General features: G+C 59.5%; 6 protein-coding genes. 2 read left to right on the forward strand and 4 right to left on the reverse strand.

What is annotated here, in order from left to right:
- Nucleotides 1-101: 101 nt before the first annotated feature.
- Entirely contained in the window at nt 102-14,396 is a 14,295-nt protein-coding gene (locus tag BLO43_RS07030; RefSeq protein WP_175443884.1) for a non-ribosomal peptide synthetase, read from the forward strand.
- A gap of 10 nt (nt 14,397-14,406) precedes the next feature.
- Nucleotides 14,407-15,039: a class I SAM-dependent methyltransferase gene (locus tag BLO43_RS07035; protein ID WP_090906459.1), complete on the forward strand. Its 633-nt coding sequence runs from the start codon at nt 14,407-14,409 to the stop codon at nt 15,037-15,039.
- Nucleotides 15,040-15,079: 40 nt separating this feature from the next.
- On the opposite strand, the gene BLO43_RS07040 is transcribed toward BLO43_RS07035, so the two are convergent.
- The 4 genes from BLO43_RS07040 to hda form a co-directional block, all read right to left on the reverse strand.
- Nucleotides 15,080-15,853, reverse strand: a complete 774-nt coding sequence (locus BLO43_RS07040; RefSeq protein ID WP_139149248.1) for a 4'-phosphopantetheinyl transferase family protein — start codon at nt 15,851-15,853, stop codon at nt 15,080-15,082.
- 62 nt (nt 15,854-15,915) lie between these two features.
- Nucleotides 15,916-16,896, reverse strand: coding sequence for a FecCD family ABC transporter permease (locus BLO43_RS07045; protein WP_175443885.1), 981 nt, complete (start codon nt 16,894-16,896; stop codon nt 15,916-15,918).
- 99 nt (nt 16,897-16,995) lie between these two features.
- Nucleotides 16,996-17,658 carry a histidinol-phosphatase gene (locus BLO43_RS07050; protein WP_090906462.1) on the reverse strand — a complete coding sequence of 221 codons (663 nt, stop codon included), beginning with the start codon at nt 17,656-17,658 and terminating at the stop codon, nt 16,996-16,998.
- Nucleotides 17,655-18,338 (reverse strand): DnaA regulatory inactivator Hda, encoded by a 684-nt coding sequence (gene hda, locus BLO43_RS07055; protein WP_090906463.1) that lies wholly within the window; start codon nt 18,336-18,338, stop codon nt 17,655-17,657. Before hda ends, BLO43_RS07050 begins: the two co-directional genes overlap by 4 nt.
- Nucleotides 18,339-18,409: the final 71 nt, after the last annotated feature.

Raw genomic sequence — 18,409 nt, forward strand, 5'->3', positions numbered from 1 at the left:
TTATGGCGAGGAGAAATACTGTTCCTTACAGCACGAGAGCACTCGAAGCCGACGCATACGACAAATGCACGGGATCGGGGAATGACGCCGAGGGAACGGTCATGATCGAAGACGCCGTAGAATCGTCTCGATCGGCTAACAGTGAAGCATTCCTCTTTCCCACGTCTTTTGCCCAGCAACGGCTCTGGTTTTTCGAGCAGTTGTATCCGGGCAGCGCAGTGTATCACTTGAGCACGGTGCTGCCGTTCGATGGTCCCCTGGACCGCAAGGCGCTGGAAGACAGTTTGGGCGATCTGCTCGACCGCCACGAGGCACTGCGCACCACATTCACCGCCCTCGACGGTGTGCCGGTGCAACTCGTTGCACCAGGCTTGCGTATCGACTTGCCGCTGGTGGATGTCAGCCAGCCGGCGGCCGGTTGTCTGGAACGTGCCCGCGCCGCCGCCAGCGCCGCCCTGGCCGCCCCCTTCGATCTTGTGCGCGGCCCGCTGCTGCGCGCCAGCCTGTTGCGGCTCGAGACGGATTATCATTGGCTGGTGCTGGTGTTCCACCATATCGTGGCCGATGGCTGGTCGCTGGAGATCCTGCATCGCGATCTGCGCACGCTCTATGCCGGCAGGGTCAGCGGTGAGCCGCCGCTGCTGCCGGCATTGCCGATCCAGTACGCCGACTTTGCCTGCTGGCAGCGGCGTATCCTGCAGGGCGAACGGCTGAATGCTTTATTCGCCTACTGGCAAAAACAGCTGGAGGATGCGCCGGTGGAACTTTCCCTGCCCACCGACCGGCCGCGCCCGGCCCAGTCCAGCTATCGCGGCGGACGTTGTGGGGTATGGCTGAATGCATCGCTTACCACGCGCTTGCGTGCACTCGGGCAAGCGCAGGGTGCCACCTTGTTCATGACGCTCCTGGCCGGCTTTGGCGCGCTGCTGGCGCGCTACAGCGGACAGTCCGATCTGGTGATCGGCACGCCCATCGCCAATCGCACCCGCAGCGAGCTGGAGGGATTGATCGGGTTTTTCGTCAATACGCTCGCCTTGCGCCTCGATCTTGCCGGCGACCCCTCGTTTGCCGCCCTGCTTGAGCGGGTACGCACCGTGGCGGCCGAGGCGTATGTGCATCAGGACATGCCTTTCGAGATGCTGGTGGCCAGGCTCGCTCCTGCCCGCCATCTCAGCCAGGCGCCCCTCTTTCAGGTGATGTTCGCGCTGCAAAACGTCCCTTCCGGAGAGCAGGAGGAAGCAGAAACGGAAGGGGCATCGGCGCCGGCCCATCGCACCCAGGAAGAGTCCACCGCCAAGTTCGATCTTCTGCTTTCCCTGGTGGATGATGGGCGCCGGGTGACGGGGTATTTTGAGTATAGCGCCGATCTTTTCGATTCCGATACCATCAATAGGATGGCAGGTCATTTCGAGGCATTGCTGGCGGCCGCCGCTGCCGATCCGGCCTGCCGCTTCTCCAGCCTGCCGATCCTCACCGAGGCCGAGCGAGCACAGCTTTTGTTCGAATGGAACGCCACGCGGACCGAATATCCCCGAGAATCGTGTATCCATGAACTATTCGAACAGCACGCGGCGGCATGCCCCGACGCAGTCGCCCTGGTTCTTCAGGATCACCGCCTCACCTACGGTGAACTCAACGCCCGCGCCAATCAGGTTGCGCACCGCTTGCGCGGGCTTGGCGTGGGTTCCGAGACTTTGGTTGGGATCTGTGTTGAACGCTCCTTTGATCTCATCATTGGCCTGCTCGGTATTCTCAAAGCTGGCGGAGCCTATCTGGCGATGGACCCCGGCGACCCGCCTGCCAGGCTATCGGCAATGATAAGCGACGCGAAACCAGCGGTTTTGCTGACCCACCGCCGGTTCCGCAAGATACTTCCGGGAAAGACTGTAAAGCTGGTTTGCCTTGACGACGCGCGGGAGGAAATCGGGCGCGAGTCCACGGATAATCCTGTCAGCGGCGTAGTGGCGGACAACCTCGCATATGTCTGCTACACGTCGGGATCAACCGGCGTCCGCAAGGGGGTGGCAGTCGTGCAACGTGCCGTGGTGCGGCTGATAAAGGAAGCCGGCTATGCGACATTTACGCCCGATGACGTATTCCTTCAGTTCGCGCCGATAGCGTTCGACGCTTCAACATTCGAGATCTGGGGGTGTCTGCTTAACGGCGGGCGGCTGGTAATCATGCCACCCATCGCACCATCGCTCGAAGAACTCGCCGATGTGATAGAACAATACCGGATCAGTACGCTCTGGTTGACGACAGGGCTCTTTCACCAGATGGTCGATAGCCATTGCGAACGCCTGGGTGGTGTGCGCCAGCTCCTTACAGGCGGCGACGTGCTGTCGCCGGACTACATCCGCAAGATGCGCGAGCGACATCCACAATGTCTGCTGATCGCCGCTTATGGCCCCACCGAGAACACCACATTTACCTCCTGCTATCGCGTGCCGCCTGCGGAAAAAATCCACATTCCCATTTCCATTGGCCGGCCGATTGCGAATACGGAAATGTATGTGCTTGACGACCGGCTTCAGCCGGTACCCATCGGAGTGCCGGGAGAACTTTATATCGGCGGCGAGGGCCTGGCACGCGGCTATCTCCACCAACCGGAACTCACCGCGGAGCGATTCATTCCCCATCCCTTCCGCGCCGGTGCACGCGTGTACCGGACCGGAGATTGGGTACGCTATCTTCCCGACGCCAATCTGGAGTTTCTCGGACGGCGCGATCAGCAAGTCAAGGTGCGCGGATTCCGCGTCGAGCTGGGCGAGGTGGAAGCGGCGCTGCGCGGATATCCCGGCGTGCGCGAGGCAGTGGCAACCGTGCGCGAAGACACGCCCGGTGACAAGCGCCTGGCCGCTTATGTGGTGGCGGATAAATCGCCTTCGGCGAGCGAGTGGCGACACTTCCTGCAAGCACGCCTGCCGGACTACATGGTGCCCTCGGCATTCATGACATTGCCGGCCTTGCCGCTGACCGCCAATGGCAAGATCGACCGGGCGGCCCTGCCGGTGCCGATGGTACCAAGGGAAACCGAAGCCGTGGTGCCGCGCACCGAAGACGAGCAGCGACTGGCGGAGATATTCGCCCAGGTACTGCGGCTCGGCCAGGTCGGTATCCACGATAATTTCTTCGAACTGGGCGGCCATTCGTTGCTCGCCACGCAAGCCATCTCCCGCATCCGCGATGTTCTGCACGCGGCAGTGCCTCTGAATGTTCTCTTTGAGGCGCCCACCGTCGCGGAGCTCGCGCTGCGCCTGGGCCCCCGCTTGATGTTACAGCCAATCCCGCGCCGTAGCCACGAACAGGACAGCTCCCCCCTTTCCTTTGCCCAGCAGCGTCTTTGGTTCCTCGATCAGCTGTCACCGCAAAGTACCGCCTACAACCTCTGCACAACGTTCTCCTTTACCGGCCCGCTGAATACGGAAGCCCTTGAAAAAAGCTTGGGCGAAATTGTCCGACGACACGAAATTCTGCGCACCATCTTCACTACTATCGACGGACAGGGAGCCCAGGTAATCATGCCACCCTCACCGCCAGCATTCACCGTGGTGGATCTGCGCCATGCACCGGCAGGTGAGGCACGCAGGATGACCAATTCCGACGCCGCGACGCCATTCGATCTTGCGCGGGGTCCACTCTTGCGGGCTACATTAATGCACACAGGCGAATCGGATCATGTACTGATGCTGACGATGCACCATATCGTCGCCGACGGCTGGTCCCTCGGCATTCTCCAGCGCGAACTGGAAATCCTTCTCGAGGCCAATTCAGCTGGCCAGCCTTCGCCATTACCGGAATTGCCGATACAGTATGCCGATTTCGCCTGCTGGCAAAGGCACATTCTCCAGGGCGATCGGCTGGACTCTTTATTCGCCTATTGGAAAAAACAACTCGAGGACGCACCGGTGCAGCTTTCCCTGCCCACCGGCCGGCCGCGCCCAGCGGCGCAGAGCTTCCATGGCGCTTCACTGTCGGCAACGCTACCCTCGGCGTTGACCGAGGGGCTGCGGACCCTGTCGCGCAACGAAGGTACAACCCTGTTCATGACGCTTCTGGCTGCCTTTGGCGTGCTGTTGTCGCGCTACAGCGGGCAGTCCGATCTGGTGATCGGCACGCCTATCGCCAATCGCACCCGCAGCGAGCTGGAGGGATTGATCGGGTTTTTCGTTAATACACTCGCCTTGCGCCTCGACCTTTCGGGCGATCCCTCGTTCGTTGCCCTGCTCGAGCGGGTGCACACCATGGCAACCGGAGCGTATACACATCAGGACATGCCCTTCGAGGTGCTAGTGTCCAGGCTCGCCCCCGCACGCCATCTGAGTCATACGCCCCTCTTTCAAGTGATGTTCGCACTGGAAAATCACGCGGAAGAGACGCTACCGCCCACGAGCGGCCGGGCCATGGGCGATATCGTCGAATCACGCGGAGCGGCGAAGTTTGATCTCACCCTGATAATTGCCGAGTTCAATGACGTAATTACAGCAACCTTCGAATATGCCACGGACCTCTTTGATTCGACGGCCATACGTCAAATGCTCGGTCATTTCGTCGTGATGCTCGAAGGCGTCATCGCCAGCCCTGAACAACGCATATCCGAGCTGCCGCTGCTTTCCCAAGCGGAACGACAGCAACTTCTGGTGGAATGGAACGCTACCGAATCCGCTTTTCCACGCGATTGCTGCATCCATACATTATTCGAGATCCAGGCAGCACGAACGCCGGAGGCCATTGCGCTTGAAACGGTCGATGAACAACTCACCTACGCGCAACTCAATCACCGGGCCGATCAACTCGCCGCCCGCTTGCGCGGACTCAGCGCCGACACCCCGATAGGATTGCTGACCGATCGCGGCACAGGACTGGCCGTTGGCGCCCTCGGCATCCTCAAGGCAGGCGTGGCGTATGTTCCCATCGACGCCACGTTTCCGGAAGAACGAATCGCTTTCATTCTTTCCGATACCGGCGCACCGGCGGTGGTGACCCGTAGCGCATTTACCAACCGGCTCAGCGGCTACCGCGGCCGCGTCATCTGCATGGATACCGCCCCTCCGGACGAAGCAGGCAATGCCCCGGCGGGCGGCATTGCCTCAGGCACCACGCCGGATAGCCTTGCATATGTCATTTATACTTCCGGCTCTACCGGGCTGCCGAAGGGGGTAATGGTTTCGCACCGGGCGCTGGTCAATCATGCCACGGCGGTCTCCGGCGCTTATGAACTCTGTGCGGCGGATCGCATATTGCAGATTGCGTCTCCCGCGTTCGATGTAGCGGCGGAGGAGATTTTCCCCCCCTGGCTGTGCGGAGCAACCGTCGTCGTATGGCCCGATATCGGTCCTCCGGTCTTTTCGGATCTGCTGGATTTCGTGGAAAGCCGTCGCCTCACCATCCTGAATCTTCCCGCTTCCTACTGGCATGGATGGGTGGCGGAACTTGCGACGTTGCGGTTGCCGGAAAGTCTGCGGCTGGTGATAGCCGGCAGCGAACCGATGATTGCTGCGCGATTGAACGACTGGATGCAGCACACGCATGAGCGAATCCGCCTGATCAATGCTTATGGCCCCAGCGAGACCACCATCACGGCAACCCTCTGCCAGATCGCCCGGTTTGCGGTTCCCGCGGATCAGACCGGCGTCCCGGCTTCTGTCGGCCCTGTTCCCGTTCCGTCTGTACCATCCGTCCCTATTGGCCAACCGATTGCGAATACGGAAATCTATGTGCTTGACGACCGGCTTCAGCCGGTACCCATCGGAGTGCCGGGAGAACTTTATATCGGCGGCGAGGGCCTGGCACGCGGCTATCTCCACCAACCGGAACTCACCGCGGAGCGATTCATTCCCCATCCCTTCCGCGCCGGTGCACGCGTGTACCGGACCGGAGATTGGGTACGCTATCTTCCCGACGCCAATCTGGAGTTTCTCGGACGGCGCGATCAGCAAGTCAAGGTGCGCGGATTCCGCGTCGAGCTGGGCGAGGTGGAAGCGGCGCTGCGCGGATATCCTGGTGTGCGCGAGGCAGTGGCAACCGTGCGCGAAGACACGCCCGGTGACAAGCGCCTGGCCGCTTATGTGGTGGCGGATAAATCGCCTTCGGCGAGCGAGTGGCGACACTTCCTGCAAGCACGCCTGCCGGACTACATGGTGCCCTCGGCATTCATGACATTGCCGGCCTTGCCGCTGACCGCCAATGGCAAGATCGACCGGGCGGCCCTGCCGGTGCCGATGGTACCAAGGGAAACCGAAGCCGTGGTGCCGCGCACCGAAGACGAGCAGCGACTGGCGGAGATATTCGCCCAGGTACTGCGGCTCGGCCAGGTCGGTATCCACGATAATTTCTTCGAACTGGGCGGGGACTCCATTCTGGCGATCCAGATTGTCGCCCGCGCGCGTGGCAAGGGGTTGCGCTTCACACCCCGCCAGCTTTTCGAGCAGCCCACCATCGCCGGATTGCTGACCGTTGCAAATACCGGCTCCATCGCGGCGGAGCAGGGAATAGTGACGGGAACCGCGCCGCTCACCCCGATTCAGCGCTGGTTCTTTGAACAGGAACTGGCAGATCCGCAGCATTACAATCAGGCGGTGCTACTGACCGTCTCGCGGGACATCGATGACAATCGCTGGATACGCACTTTTGACCAGCTTCTGGCCCACCATGACGCATTGCGGCTACGCTTTTTTCGCACTGGCGATGGATGGATCCAGACACTTGCCGATCCGGGTTCAGCGACGCCTTACCGCCGCATCGACTTGTCCGGGGTTGCACGATCGCAACGCATGACGGCTGTAGCGGAACGAGCGGCGCAGGTGCAAGCAAGCCTCGATCTTTCCCGTGGACCACTCCTGCACGCCGCACTATTCGATTTCGGACCGGAAGAAGAGGCCTCCTTGCTGATCGTGATCCACCATCTGGCGGTTGATGGGGTTTCATGGCGCATCCTGCTTGAGGATCTGGATACCGCCAATGCCCGGATGGACCATCCCGCCGTCCTGCCGCCGAAGACCACGGCTTTCACCTCCTGGGCCGGTAAACTGGCGGCCCACGCAAACTCGGCAGATCTCATGGTGGAGGCGAAATACTGGCTCGCGGTGTTGCCCATGCAGGCGGCACCACTCCCCAGGGATTTGCCGGCGCCGCCGGAGGCCAACACCGCCGGATCAAGCCGCACGGTGGTGGTTTCTCTCAGCACGGAAGAAACCGCGTGCTTGCTGAGGGACATCGCACGGACTCATCGCGCCCGCATTGATGAGATACTGCTTACCGCCGTGGCTCTCTCCCTTGCCCGGTGGATCGGGGCGGGTGAGACGCTGGTTGACGTGGAAGGCCACGGCCGGGAAACCATTTTCGATGACGTCGATTTATCCCGAACCGTCGGCTGGTTTACGACGATCTTTCCGGTAGCCCTCGATGTCGGCGATTGCGCCAACCCCGGCGGGGCGCTGCGGCGAATCAAGGAGCGGCTGCGTGCGATCCCCCGGCGCGGTCTCGGTTATGGGCTCCTGCGGTACATGAGCAAGAGCGAGGCTGGAGACCGTCTGAAAACGCTCCCGCAAGCACAAATGAGCTTCAATTACCTCGGACAATTCGAGTATTCCGCCGATCCCGTTGATGCCGATGGGAACTATGGGAACGATTGGCGAGGACCAGCGTTCAGCGAGCGCGGCAGGCGGCGTTATCTTATTGACATCAATGGGGGCATTTTCTCCGACCGGCTGCACCTTTCCTGGATTTACAGCGAGGCGATACATCACCGCGCCACCATCGAAACACTGGCGGCGGCATTCCTGGAAGAATTGCGTGGAATAGTCACCTATCACCCATCCTCCAGGGATATGGGATTCTCACCGGCGGATTTCCCGCTTTCGAATCTTGACCAGGCGCAACTGGACGAGCTCCTGCGTGACAATCCTGACCTTGAGGACATCTATCCTCTGTCGCCGATGCAGGAAGGAATGTTGTTCCACACCCTCCTCGATCCGGATTCCGGAATCTACGTCGAGCAACTCCTCCATTCCTTCGCAAGTGATATCGATATCGAAGCATTTGAGCAAAGCTGGCGGTGCATGGTCATGCGTCATCCGGCGCTGCGGACGACGTTCCATTGGAAAGGTCTCGACGCGCCGTTACAGGTTGTCCACCGCGACGCCCAACTGGACTGTGTCCACCTTGACTGGCGTGAATCTTCCCAGACAAGTCAACGGCTCGATGATTTTCTTGACGCGGATCGGAAGCGGGGTTTCGATCTTTCGAAAGCGCCGCCGATGCGAATTTTTCTTATCCGAACCGGCGACAATCAGTTTGAGTTCGTCTGGAGCCATCACCATGCCCTCCTTGACGGATGGAGCGTGCCGATTCTCTTCTCGGAACTGGGAGATTTCTACGATGCGATCCAGCGTGGTGTCCGCCATGAGCCGCCGCCACCGCGCCCTTACCGGGACTATATCGCCTGGTTGCAAGAGCAGGACCGGAATGCTGCCCAGGCTTACTGGAAGCAGGCGCTCCAGGGATTTTTTGCCGCCACACCGTTGGTGGTGGACCGGCCACATTCGGGGGCAGGAGGAGCGGGAGAAGCAGGGGGAGCCGAGGAACATGGGGAACGATATATCCATATGTCAACCGCTTCAACAGCAACGCTGGAAACTTTCGCGCGCACGCACCAGCTCACGCTCAATACACTGATTCAGGCGGCCTGGGCACTGCTCCTGAGCCGCTACAGCGGTGAAACCGATATCGTGTTCGGCGTCATCGTGTCGGGACGTCCGGCAGCGATTGCCGGCGTCGAATCGATGCTGGGGCTTTTTATCAATGCATTGCCGTTACGCGTTTCCGTGGCAGAAGATGCCCCCCTCCTTGATTGGTTGCAGGATCTGCAAGCCCGTCAGCTCAAGGACAGGGAATATGAATACAGCTCGCTCGCGGAGGTGCAACGCTTAAGCGAAGTAACCGCCGGACAGCCCCTTTTCGAAAGTCTGCTGGTTTTTCAGAATTATCCCCGTCGCGAACCGGCAACGGGAAGCAAAGCCGCCAGCGCAACCCGGTCGGTGGAACGCACCAGTTACCCCTTGACGGCAATCGCGGCACCGGGCGAGGAACTCCTGCTCAGGCTTCTGTATGACCGTGCGCGTTTAGACGATGCCACCATCATGCGCTTGCTCGATCATTGGCAGGCGCTGCTGGAAGCCATAGCGGCGAACCCTGCCGGGCGTCTCGCGGACCTTTCATTGCTCACGGCTGCCGAGCGGCGACAGCTCGCGGACTGGAACCATACCCGGCGCGAATATCCGCGCGACCGTTGCATTCACGAGCTCTTTCTGGAACAGACGGCACGCACGCCCGATGCAGTCGCCCTTGTCCATGGCACCACCCGCTTCACTTATCGCGAGATCAGTGATCGTGCCCACATGATTGCCAACCATTTGCGCCGCCTCGGCGTGCATCCGGATACACCGGTGGCGCTCTGTCTTGAACGTTCGCCGGAGATGATAAGCGGAGTACTTGCCGTTCTCATTGCCGGGGGCGCCTGCGTGCCGCTCGATCCGGCATACCCGCGAGAGCGGTTAACCTTCATGCTGCAAGACAGCGGAGCACTTTTACTACTTACCCAGCGCGCGCTGGTTGATCGGTTGCCAGCCCATCGCGCACTGTGCCTGGATGAACCGCTTCCACCGCTGCCGGGCGACCCGCTACATGCCATGCCAAAACCGAAAAATCTGGCCTACATTATTTATACCTCGGGGTCGACCGGCAAGCCGAAGGGAGTAGCTTTACCCCATCGGACACTCGTTAATCTGACAGGCTGGCAGCATGGGGAACTCGGTTCAGGGGGCAACACGCTGCAATTTGCGCCATTGAGCTTCGACGTCTCGTTTCAGGAGATTTTCTCGACCCTTTGTGCCGGCGCGACCCTCATCCTGGCCCCCGAAACATTGCGGCAGGACCCAGTGGGGTTATGGCGGCTGATCAGCGAACAACAAGTTAACAGGTTATACCTTCCCTTTGTTGCACTACAGCAACTGGCGGAGGCTGCCGTTCACGTCGAGCCGCTCCCGGCAACCTTGCGAGAGATCATCACTGCCGGGGAGCAGTTGCAGGTCACGCCCCAGATCCGCAACCTGTTCAGAAATCTCCCCGGATGCCAATTGCACAATCATTATGGTCCATCGGAAACCCACGTGGTCACCGCTTACACGCTTATGGGTCCACCCAGCACTTGGCCCCTTCTGCCCCCCATCGGCCATCCGATTGCCAATACGTACATTCACCTGTTTGATCCAAGCCAGCGCCTCGTACCCATTGGTGTGCCGGGAGAAATGTATATCGGCGGGGACAGCCTTGCACGGGGTTATCTCAACCGGGATAAACTGACCGCCGAAAAATTCGTTGCCGACCCTGATTGTCCAAGTGCACGTCTTTATCGAACCGGTGATCTCGCCCGCTATCTTCCCAGTGGCGATATCGAGTTTCTTGGCCGCCTAGATCACCAGGTCAAGATTCGCGGTTTTCGGGTTGAGCCAGGCGAGGTGGAAGCCGTGCTCACCAGCCATCCCGCAGTGCGTGAGGCCGTCGTGATGGCACGGGAGGATGAACCAGGCGACCGCCGGCTGGCCGCCTATGTGGTGTCCCGGATGGAAACACAGCCTGCAGCCGTCGATCTGCGCCGGTTTCTACTCGAACGGTTGCCGGAGTATCTGGTACCCCCGGCTTATGTCTTTCTCGGCAGTCTCCCTCTCACACCGAGCGGCAAGATCGACCGGCGAGCGCTTCCGGCTCCGGATCACTCACGTCCGGATCTCGGACGCGCCGCCGTTCTGCCTCGTACGGACGACGAAACACGAATTGCGCAAATATGGATGCAGGTTCTCGGTCTCGACGCTGTCGGGGTGGAGGATAATTTCTTTGAGTTGGGTGGGCACTCATTGCTGGCAACGCGCGTAATCTCAAGGATTCGGGACACTTTCCGCATCGAAGTCCCATTGCGCCAGCTTTTCGAGTCCCCGACAGTTGCCGGTCTCGCGCGTGCCATAGGCCGGGAAACAGGCGAGGCCACTGCCGAGCCGGCTATTCTGGCCGGGCTACGGACGGATCCCTGTCCGCTATCTTTTGCCCAGCAACGGCTCTGGTTTTTCGAGCAGTTGTATCCGGGCAGCCCGGTGTATCACTTGAGCACGGTGCTGCCGTTCGATGGTCCCCTGGACCGCAAGGCGCTGGAAGACAGCCTGGGCGATCTGCTCGACCGCCACGAGGCGCTGCGCACCACCTTCACCGCCCTCGACGGCGTGCCGGTGCAGCTCGTTGCACCAGGCTTGCGTATCGACTTGCCGCTGGTGGATGTCAGCCAGCCAGCGGCCGGCTGCCTGGAACGCGCCCGCGCCGCCGCCAACGCCGCCCTGGCCGCCCCCTTCGATCTTGTGCGCGGCCCGCTGCTGCGCGCCAGCCTGTTGCGGCTCGAGACGGATTATCATTGGCTGGTGCTGGTGTTCCACCATATCGTGGCCGATGGCTGGTCGCTGGAGATCCTGCATCGCGATCTGCGCACGCTCTATGCCGGCAGGGTCAGCGGTGAGCCGCTGCTGCTGCCGGCATTGCCGATCCAGTACGCCGACTTTGCCTGCTGGCAGCGGCGTATCCTGCAGGGCGAACGGCTGAATGCTTTATTCGCCTACTGGCAAAAGCAGCTGGAGGATGCGCCGGTGGAACTTTCCCTGCCCACCGACCGGCCGCGCCCGGCCCAGTCCAGCTATCGCGGCGGACGTTGCGGAGTGTGGCTGAATGCATCGCTTACCGCGCGCTTGCGTGAACTGGGCAAAGCTGAGGGCGCCACCTTGTTCATGACGCTTCTGGCCGCCTTTGGCGCACTGCTGGCGCGCTACAGCGGGCAGTCCGATCTGGTGATCGGCACGCCTATCGCCAATCGCACCCGCAGCGAGCTGGAGGGATTGATCGGGTTTTTCGTCAATACGCTCGCCCTGCGCCTGGATCTTGCGGGCGACCCCTCGTTTGCCGCCCTGCTTGAGCGGGTACGCACCGTGGCGGCCGAGGCGTATGCACATCAGGATATGCCTTTCGAGATGCTGGTGGCCAGGCTCGCTCCCGCGCGCCATCTCAGCCAGGCGCCGCTCTTTCAGGTGATGTTCAATCTGCTGAATATCGATGGACGACTCCCCGGCGATGCAGCGCAAACGCCGGATGCCGGACCGGATGCTGAACGGGATGGCGACTCCGGTGAACCGGCCGAACCGGAAGAATCGGGAGAGTCGGGAGAGTCGGCAAAATTTGACCTCACGCTCTATGCCATTGAATATGACCGGACCATTCGGCTCCATGCGGTGTATGCGCGAGATCTTTTTGAGTCCGGGACCGTAAGACGCATACTCGGCCACTTTACAACACTCCTGGAAGCCATAGCTACCCATCCTGACGTACCACTCTCGCATTTACGGCTCACTCATCAAATACCATCCGGAAAAAACAGGGTTGCGCCCGCGAGCTCTTTTAATGAATTCCCCGAACAAGCGATCGAACAATCGATAGGGGGCCGTTTTCGCGAGCAGGCGGAGCGCTATCCCGATCACATTGCCATCCGGATAAAAAACGAGCAATGGACTTATAAGCAACTGGAAGCGCTTTCCAACCGGATTGCCAATGCGATTCTCTCCTTGCGTGGCGAAAGCGTGGAGCGCATCGCCCTGTTCTTTCGCCACGACGCATCGATGATCGCCGCCATATTTGGCATACTGAAAGCCGGCAAAATCTACGTCCCTCTTGATCCCGCTCATCCTCCCGCCCGGACTGAGCGGATTATCGACAGTTCCGGGGCGGCCGCGGTCCTCACCGATATCGATGGCTTTTCCACAGAATATGCGCAGGTGATCCGGCTTGGCGAGACCGAACGCTTCGAGACAAACCCGCCACCCCCCGTGTCTCTTGGCGCTATCGCCTACATCCTCTATACCTCAGGATCCACGGGGGAACCGAAGGGTGTCGTGCAGACTCACCGCAACGTTCTTGGGCATGTCCGGACCTACAGCAATAACCTGCATTTATGCGCCGATGACCGGCTGACATTTGTCTCTTCGTACAGCGTTGATGCCGCGGTTCAGGACATATTCGGTGCCCTGCTTAACGGCGCGGCGGTTTATCCTATTTCGGTGCGGGAGAATGGCGTGCAGGCGCTCGTCGATTGCCTGGTGGAACAAGAAATTACGGTTTTTCATTGCGCGCCGACCCTATTCCGCCATCTCATCCATGCACTGTCCAATTCAGCGCCTGGAATCACGCGTCTGGAAAAAATCCGCCTTGTCGCGCTCGGAGGCGAAGCCGTGTACCGGCGCGATGTCGATCTTTTCCGCACCCATTTTTCTCCGGACTGCCTGCTGGTCAATGGTTTCGGCCTGACTGAATCGACCCTGGCGCTACAATATTTTATTGATACTGGAGCCACGCTGATGCGCGACGCTGTACCCATCGGCTACCCGGTCGACGGTGTCGAGCTTTTATTGCTGGGCGACACCGGAGAACCGGTGGACGTCTACTGCCTAGGGGAAATCGTGTTGCGCGGTCCCTTTATCGCCATGGGCTATTGGCGGCAAGGCGGAATCGCGGCATTTCCACCGGATGGCGGAGGAGGGCGGCTTTACCGTACGGGTGACCTCGGCCGCCGGCTTCCGGATGGCAGCATCGAATTCATCGGGCGGCGGGATTTCCAGGTGAAGATCCGGGGCTACCGCATCGAACCGGGAGAAATCGAAAAACAGCTTCTGGAGTATCCTGGAGTGAAGCAAGCGGTGGTTATCCCGCAGGAATACGTCGATGGCCAAAGGCTTGTAGCCTACGTCTCGGCGAGGCTCGAGCAGGCTCCGGCGTCCGATGGCTTACGGCGGCATCTTGACCGGCGATTGCCTGATTATCTGATACCAGCGGTATTCGTCGTGCTTGAAGAATTGCCGATCACCCCCAGCGGCAAGATTAATCGCCTGGCATTACCGGTGCCGGAAACTTCGGACGACAGCTTTGCTCCACCGCGTACCATCGCCGAGACAAAACTCGCCGCAATCTGGCAGCAGGTACTCGCCATCGAGCACATCGGTATTCATGATAATTTCTTCTCCATCGGGGGACACTCGCTGTTCGCGACCCAGGTGATCTCACGGTTACGCGATGAATTCGGGGTCGAACTGCCGCTACAGCAGATTTTTGAGATTCCCACCATCGCCGGCCTGGCGCTGGCTGTGGCCGCCGCGCAGGCTGAAAGCGCGCCGCTGCCAAAGATTGACCCGCTGCCGCGCTGGCGGCATCGGGCAACGGTTTCCCCGCTCGGGGAGCTTATATTTTCCAATGATCTGAAGGCGATGCTGGATCGATTTGCCGCCACCGGCGGCACGATCGCGACGCCATTTTGAGGAGAGCGCTATGGACGCAATACAGCAACGGGAAAACCCGGAGATAAAGCTCGTCGAAAATAACGAGGAGGTTACGCTCTACATAGACGATGGACAGGCAATGCAAGGATGGGAAAGTGCGCTGATGTGGGAATCCGCCGACATCCTTTGCGGCTACGGTTCGGAATTTCTGGAAGTGGGATTGGGTCTGGGTATTTCGGCGTTACGCATCGCCGCCAACCCGGCCACGCGCCATCATACCGTCATCGAGAAATTTCCGCGGGTCATCGAGCTTTTTCGCGAACGCAACCCGTCCCCGCCGCCAGCGCTGGAGATTGTTCATGCGGATTTTTTCGAGTATATCCAGCGGATGGAGCCGGAAAGCCTCGACGGCATCTTCTTCGATCCCTATCTCGTACCGGTTTCACTGTGGGACGACGAAGCCTTGTGGATGGAAGTGATGCCGGCCGTGACGCGCGCCCTGCGCAAAGGCGGAGTCTTCATCCCCTGCTTTTCCACGCGCCCGGTGCTGCGGTGGCAGTTCGTCCACCACTTCGATCGTATTGTTGTCGAGCGCCGCTCCTATGCATCGTACGAAACCACGGATTACGTCAAGAAGGATACCGGCGACGCATATATCCAGTGCTTCGTTCGAACCCGATGAGAACCGGCGATACGACAGCCACAGCGCCAAGCTCTCCCACTCAGACTATACGCCGCAGCAGCACGCCTGAGTCGTAATCACGCAACTCGACCCGGGTTGACGCAACATCCACGGCGACGCAGCCCAATACGTTCCGGCGGGGCTCGAAAGGCAGCAGCCGCCATGAACTCAGGTGAGCGTCATCCTCGGAATCGGAGAGAATTTTCGGCTCCCCTCCTTCTGCGAGGCTGATCTCAAAGCTGTTCAAGGGCTTTGACAACCCCCGCCCAAGAGCCTTGATATAAGCTTCCTTGCACGTCCAGAGAGTGAAAAACCGGGTGTCCCGCGCCTGAGCGTCAGCCGCAAGCAGCCATGCTTGTTCGCCAGCGGCAAAATACGATGAAATCGAAGCAAGCTCAACGGAATTGCGAAGGATCTCGACATCCACTCCAACGTCGGTCCCCTGAGCGATTGCGTGGACGATGCAATCGCCGGAATGGGTGACATTGAACCGCACCAAACTAACCGGATGATGGATATACAATTTTCCGTATGGATCCTGCTTGAACCGGATCTGAGTGGGATCGGCACCCGTATATCGCGCCAGTAAACAACGCAGGGAGGTGCGCGCCAGGATAAAGGATTCCCGGTCGCGATCGAAATGGAATCGGGCTGCGCGGCATCGCTCCTCTTCATCAAGAATGGATAGATATTGATCGAGCGGAGTCCTCGTCTGCGGTACGGACATATACCAGAGGTGAACCGTCCCTGCGGGTAATTCGGTGGCTGGTACGGAAGTCATGGAGTGCGTGTGATGATATTTCCTGACTTGCAATTCTAATTCCTGGAGCCAGCCTTATCGAAGACTACGGAGCAAACCGGCGGTCTGCCACAAAACTACGAATGTTTTTTCGACAGCAGCAGCAACAGCATCGGTACGCCCAATAATGCTGTCAACACCCCGACCGGCAATTGCTGGGGCGCCCACAAGGTGCGCGCCAGGGTATCGGCCAGCGTAAGAAAGCCGCCCCCCAGCAACACCGACAAGGGCAATAGCCAACGAAAGTCGCTCACCCCCAGCAGGCGGACGGCGTGGGGCACGATCAGCCCGACAAAACCGATGGCGCCCGCCAGCATCAGCGCCGCCACAGTCGCCAATGACGCGCCAAAGTAGACCCCAATCTGCAATGGCAGCACGGCCACACCCAGCGTTTTTGCCTTCATCTGGCCGAGACTCAGAACATTGAGGCTACCGGAAAATAGCAGGCTCATGGCCGCTACCATGATCAGGGTGATCCACGCAGGCAGCAATCCTTCGGCGCGGGAAACGTCGCCCATCAGCCAGAACAGCATACCTTTTACATCGCTGGCCGGCGCCAGGGTCAGAATCAACGTGGTCAGGGCGGTACAGCCAGCGGACAACACGACGCCTGTCAGAAGCAGCCGGTAAAGATTCCAGTCACCAGCGCGAAAACTCAGGCCAAACACGATGGCAATCGCTGCCAATGCGCCCGCCAGTGATGTCAGATTGGTCAACAGGAGTCCCCATCCCAGCAGCATGGCGGCAAGCGCGCCCACCGCCGCCCCGCCGGATACGCCCAGAATATAGGGATCAGCCAGTGGATTGCGCAATAAAATTTGCAGTAGCGCTCCCGCTAGGGCGAGCAGGCCACCACAGGCGAATGCCGCCAATACGCGCGGCAGGCGCAGTTGCCAGACTATTTGATGGGAAACGCTGTCAGCTGGCGAAAACAATGCACTGGCAACGCCGGAAACAGGGATATCCACGCTGCCGAATAGCAATCCGGCGAACAGGCTGCCGAGTGCAAGCACCGAAAACAGAATCAGCAACCGTAAAGGATGTCTGGCGTAAGTCACACCAGAACGCAAACACTCAGAATCCCGGGCGAGGGCATACAGGCAGCACGGACTGTTTGTTCCAGCCCCTCCCGCGCACGGCGGAACGTTCCCGCAACGTTATCGCAGGCTGATGATGGGCCACGCATTTTTTTCGGCATAACCCTTGAGTGTTGCATCAGGATCCACCGCGACAGGATGGGTAACTTTGTTGAGCAGCGGCAGGTCATTCAGTGAATCGCTGTAAAACCAGCTTTCCAGGAACGACAGCCACGTCAGATTGTGCGCATCCAGCCAGCTTTCCAGCCGCGCTATCTTGCCTTCCCTGAAACAGGGTAATCCTGAAACCTGGCCTGTAAATTCGCCATCCTTCTGCTCTGGCTCGGTGGCGATCAAATTGCTTATACCCAGTGTCCGCGCGATCGGTGCGGTAACAAAGCGATTGGTGGCCGTGATGATGACACATAGATCGCCGCCAAGCATATGCCTGTTAATCAGTTCGCGCGCACCGGGCGCTATCAGGGGCAGAATCCTCTTCTCCATGAATTCACGGTGCCAGGCATCGAGCTGAGTGCGAGGGTGGCGCGACAATGGCTTTAACTGAAAATCCAGGAATTCGTGGATATCGAGCGTACCGGCTTTGTACTGCTCATAGAATTCCACATTGCGTGCTTCATACACTTCCCGATCCAGCACGTGCTGCTCGATAAGGAATTGCGCCCATTCGAAATCGCTGTCGCCGGCCAGGAGGGTATTGTCGAGGTCAAACAGGGCAAGTTTCATGATGCCACCTGCAATAACTCGCGTACCAATGGAACGGTGACTTTACGCCGGTTCGCCAGCGAATAGCTATCAAGCGCATCGAGCGTAGCCATCAGGGACGGTAAATCGCGCCGTCCATGACGAAGCAGGTAGTCGCACACCTCCTGCGACAGATCGAGCCCACGGCTGGCGGAGTGGCTTTTCATGGCTTTTGCTTTTTCCTCGTCAGTCAATTCATGCACCTGATATACCAAACCCCATCCCAAGCGGGTAACAAGATCTTCACGCACTTTCAACTTCAATTGCGCCGGAGCGGCGGAGCCGCTTACCAGGAGGAGCGCACGGCCCTCCTCGCGAATACCATTATAGAGATTAAACAAGCCAATTTGCGCATCGGCATTAAGGCGATCCACGTCATCCACCATCACGCAATCGGCATCGCTACCCGCGATGAAACTGGTATTCGCATCACATGCAAAATATGCTGTACTCATTTTATCGTGCATGCATAGTCCCGCCATCCCCTGCAGCAAGTGGCTTTTGCCGCATCCCGTACCGCCCCATAGATAAACAAAATGTTCCCGCTCCAGTCCGGCGAGGATATTACCCAGGGTCTGTAACAGTTCGGCGTTCCGGCCCGGCACGAAATTTGCCAGCGTTGGGGGTGGCGATGGGGCGATGTCCAGCACCAGTTGTTTCATCTACGAGCTTTATATCGTGCAGATCGCGGAAGTCGGAAGTGTTTAGGGATCATTTACGGTAAAATTGTGCT

The sequence above is a fragment of the Nitrosospira sp. Nsp13 genome, assembly GCF_900101945.1.
Lineage (GTDB): Bacteria > Pseudomonadota > Gammaproteobacteria > Burkholderiales > Nitrosomonadaceae > Nitrosospira > Nitrosospira multiformis_D.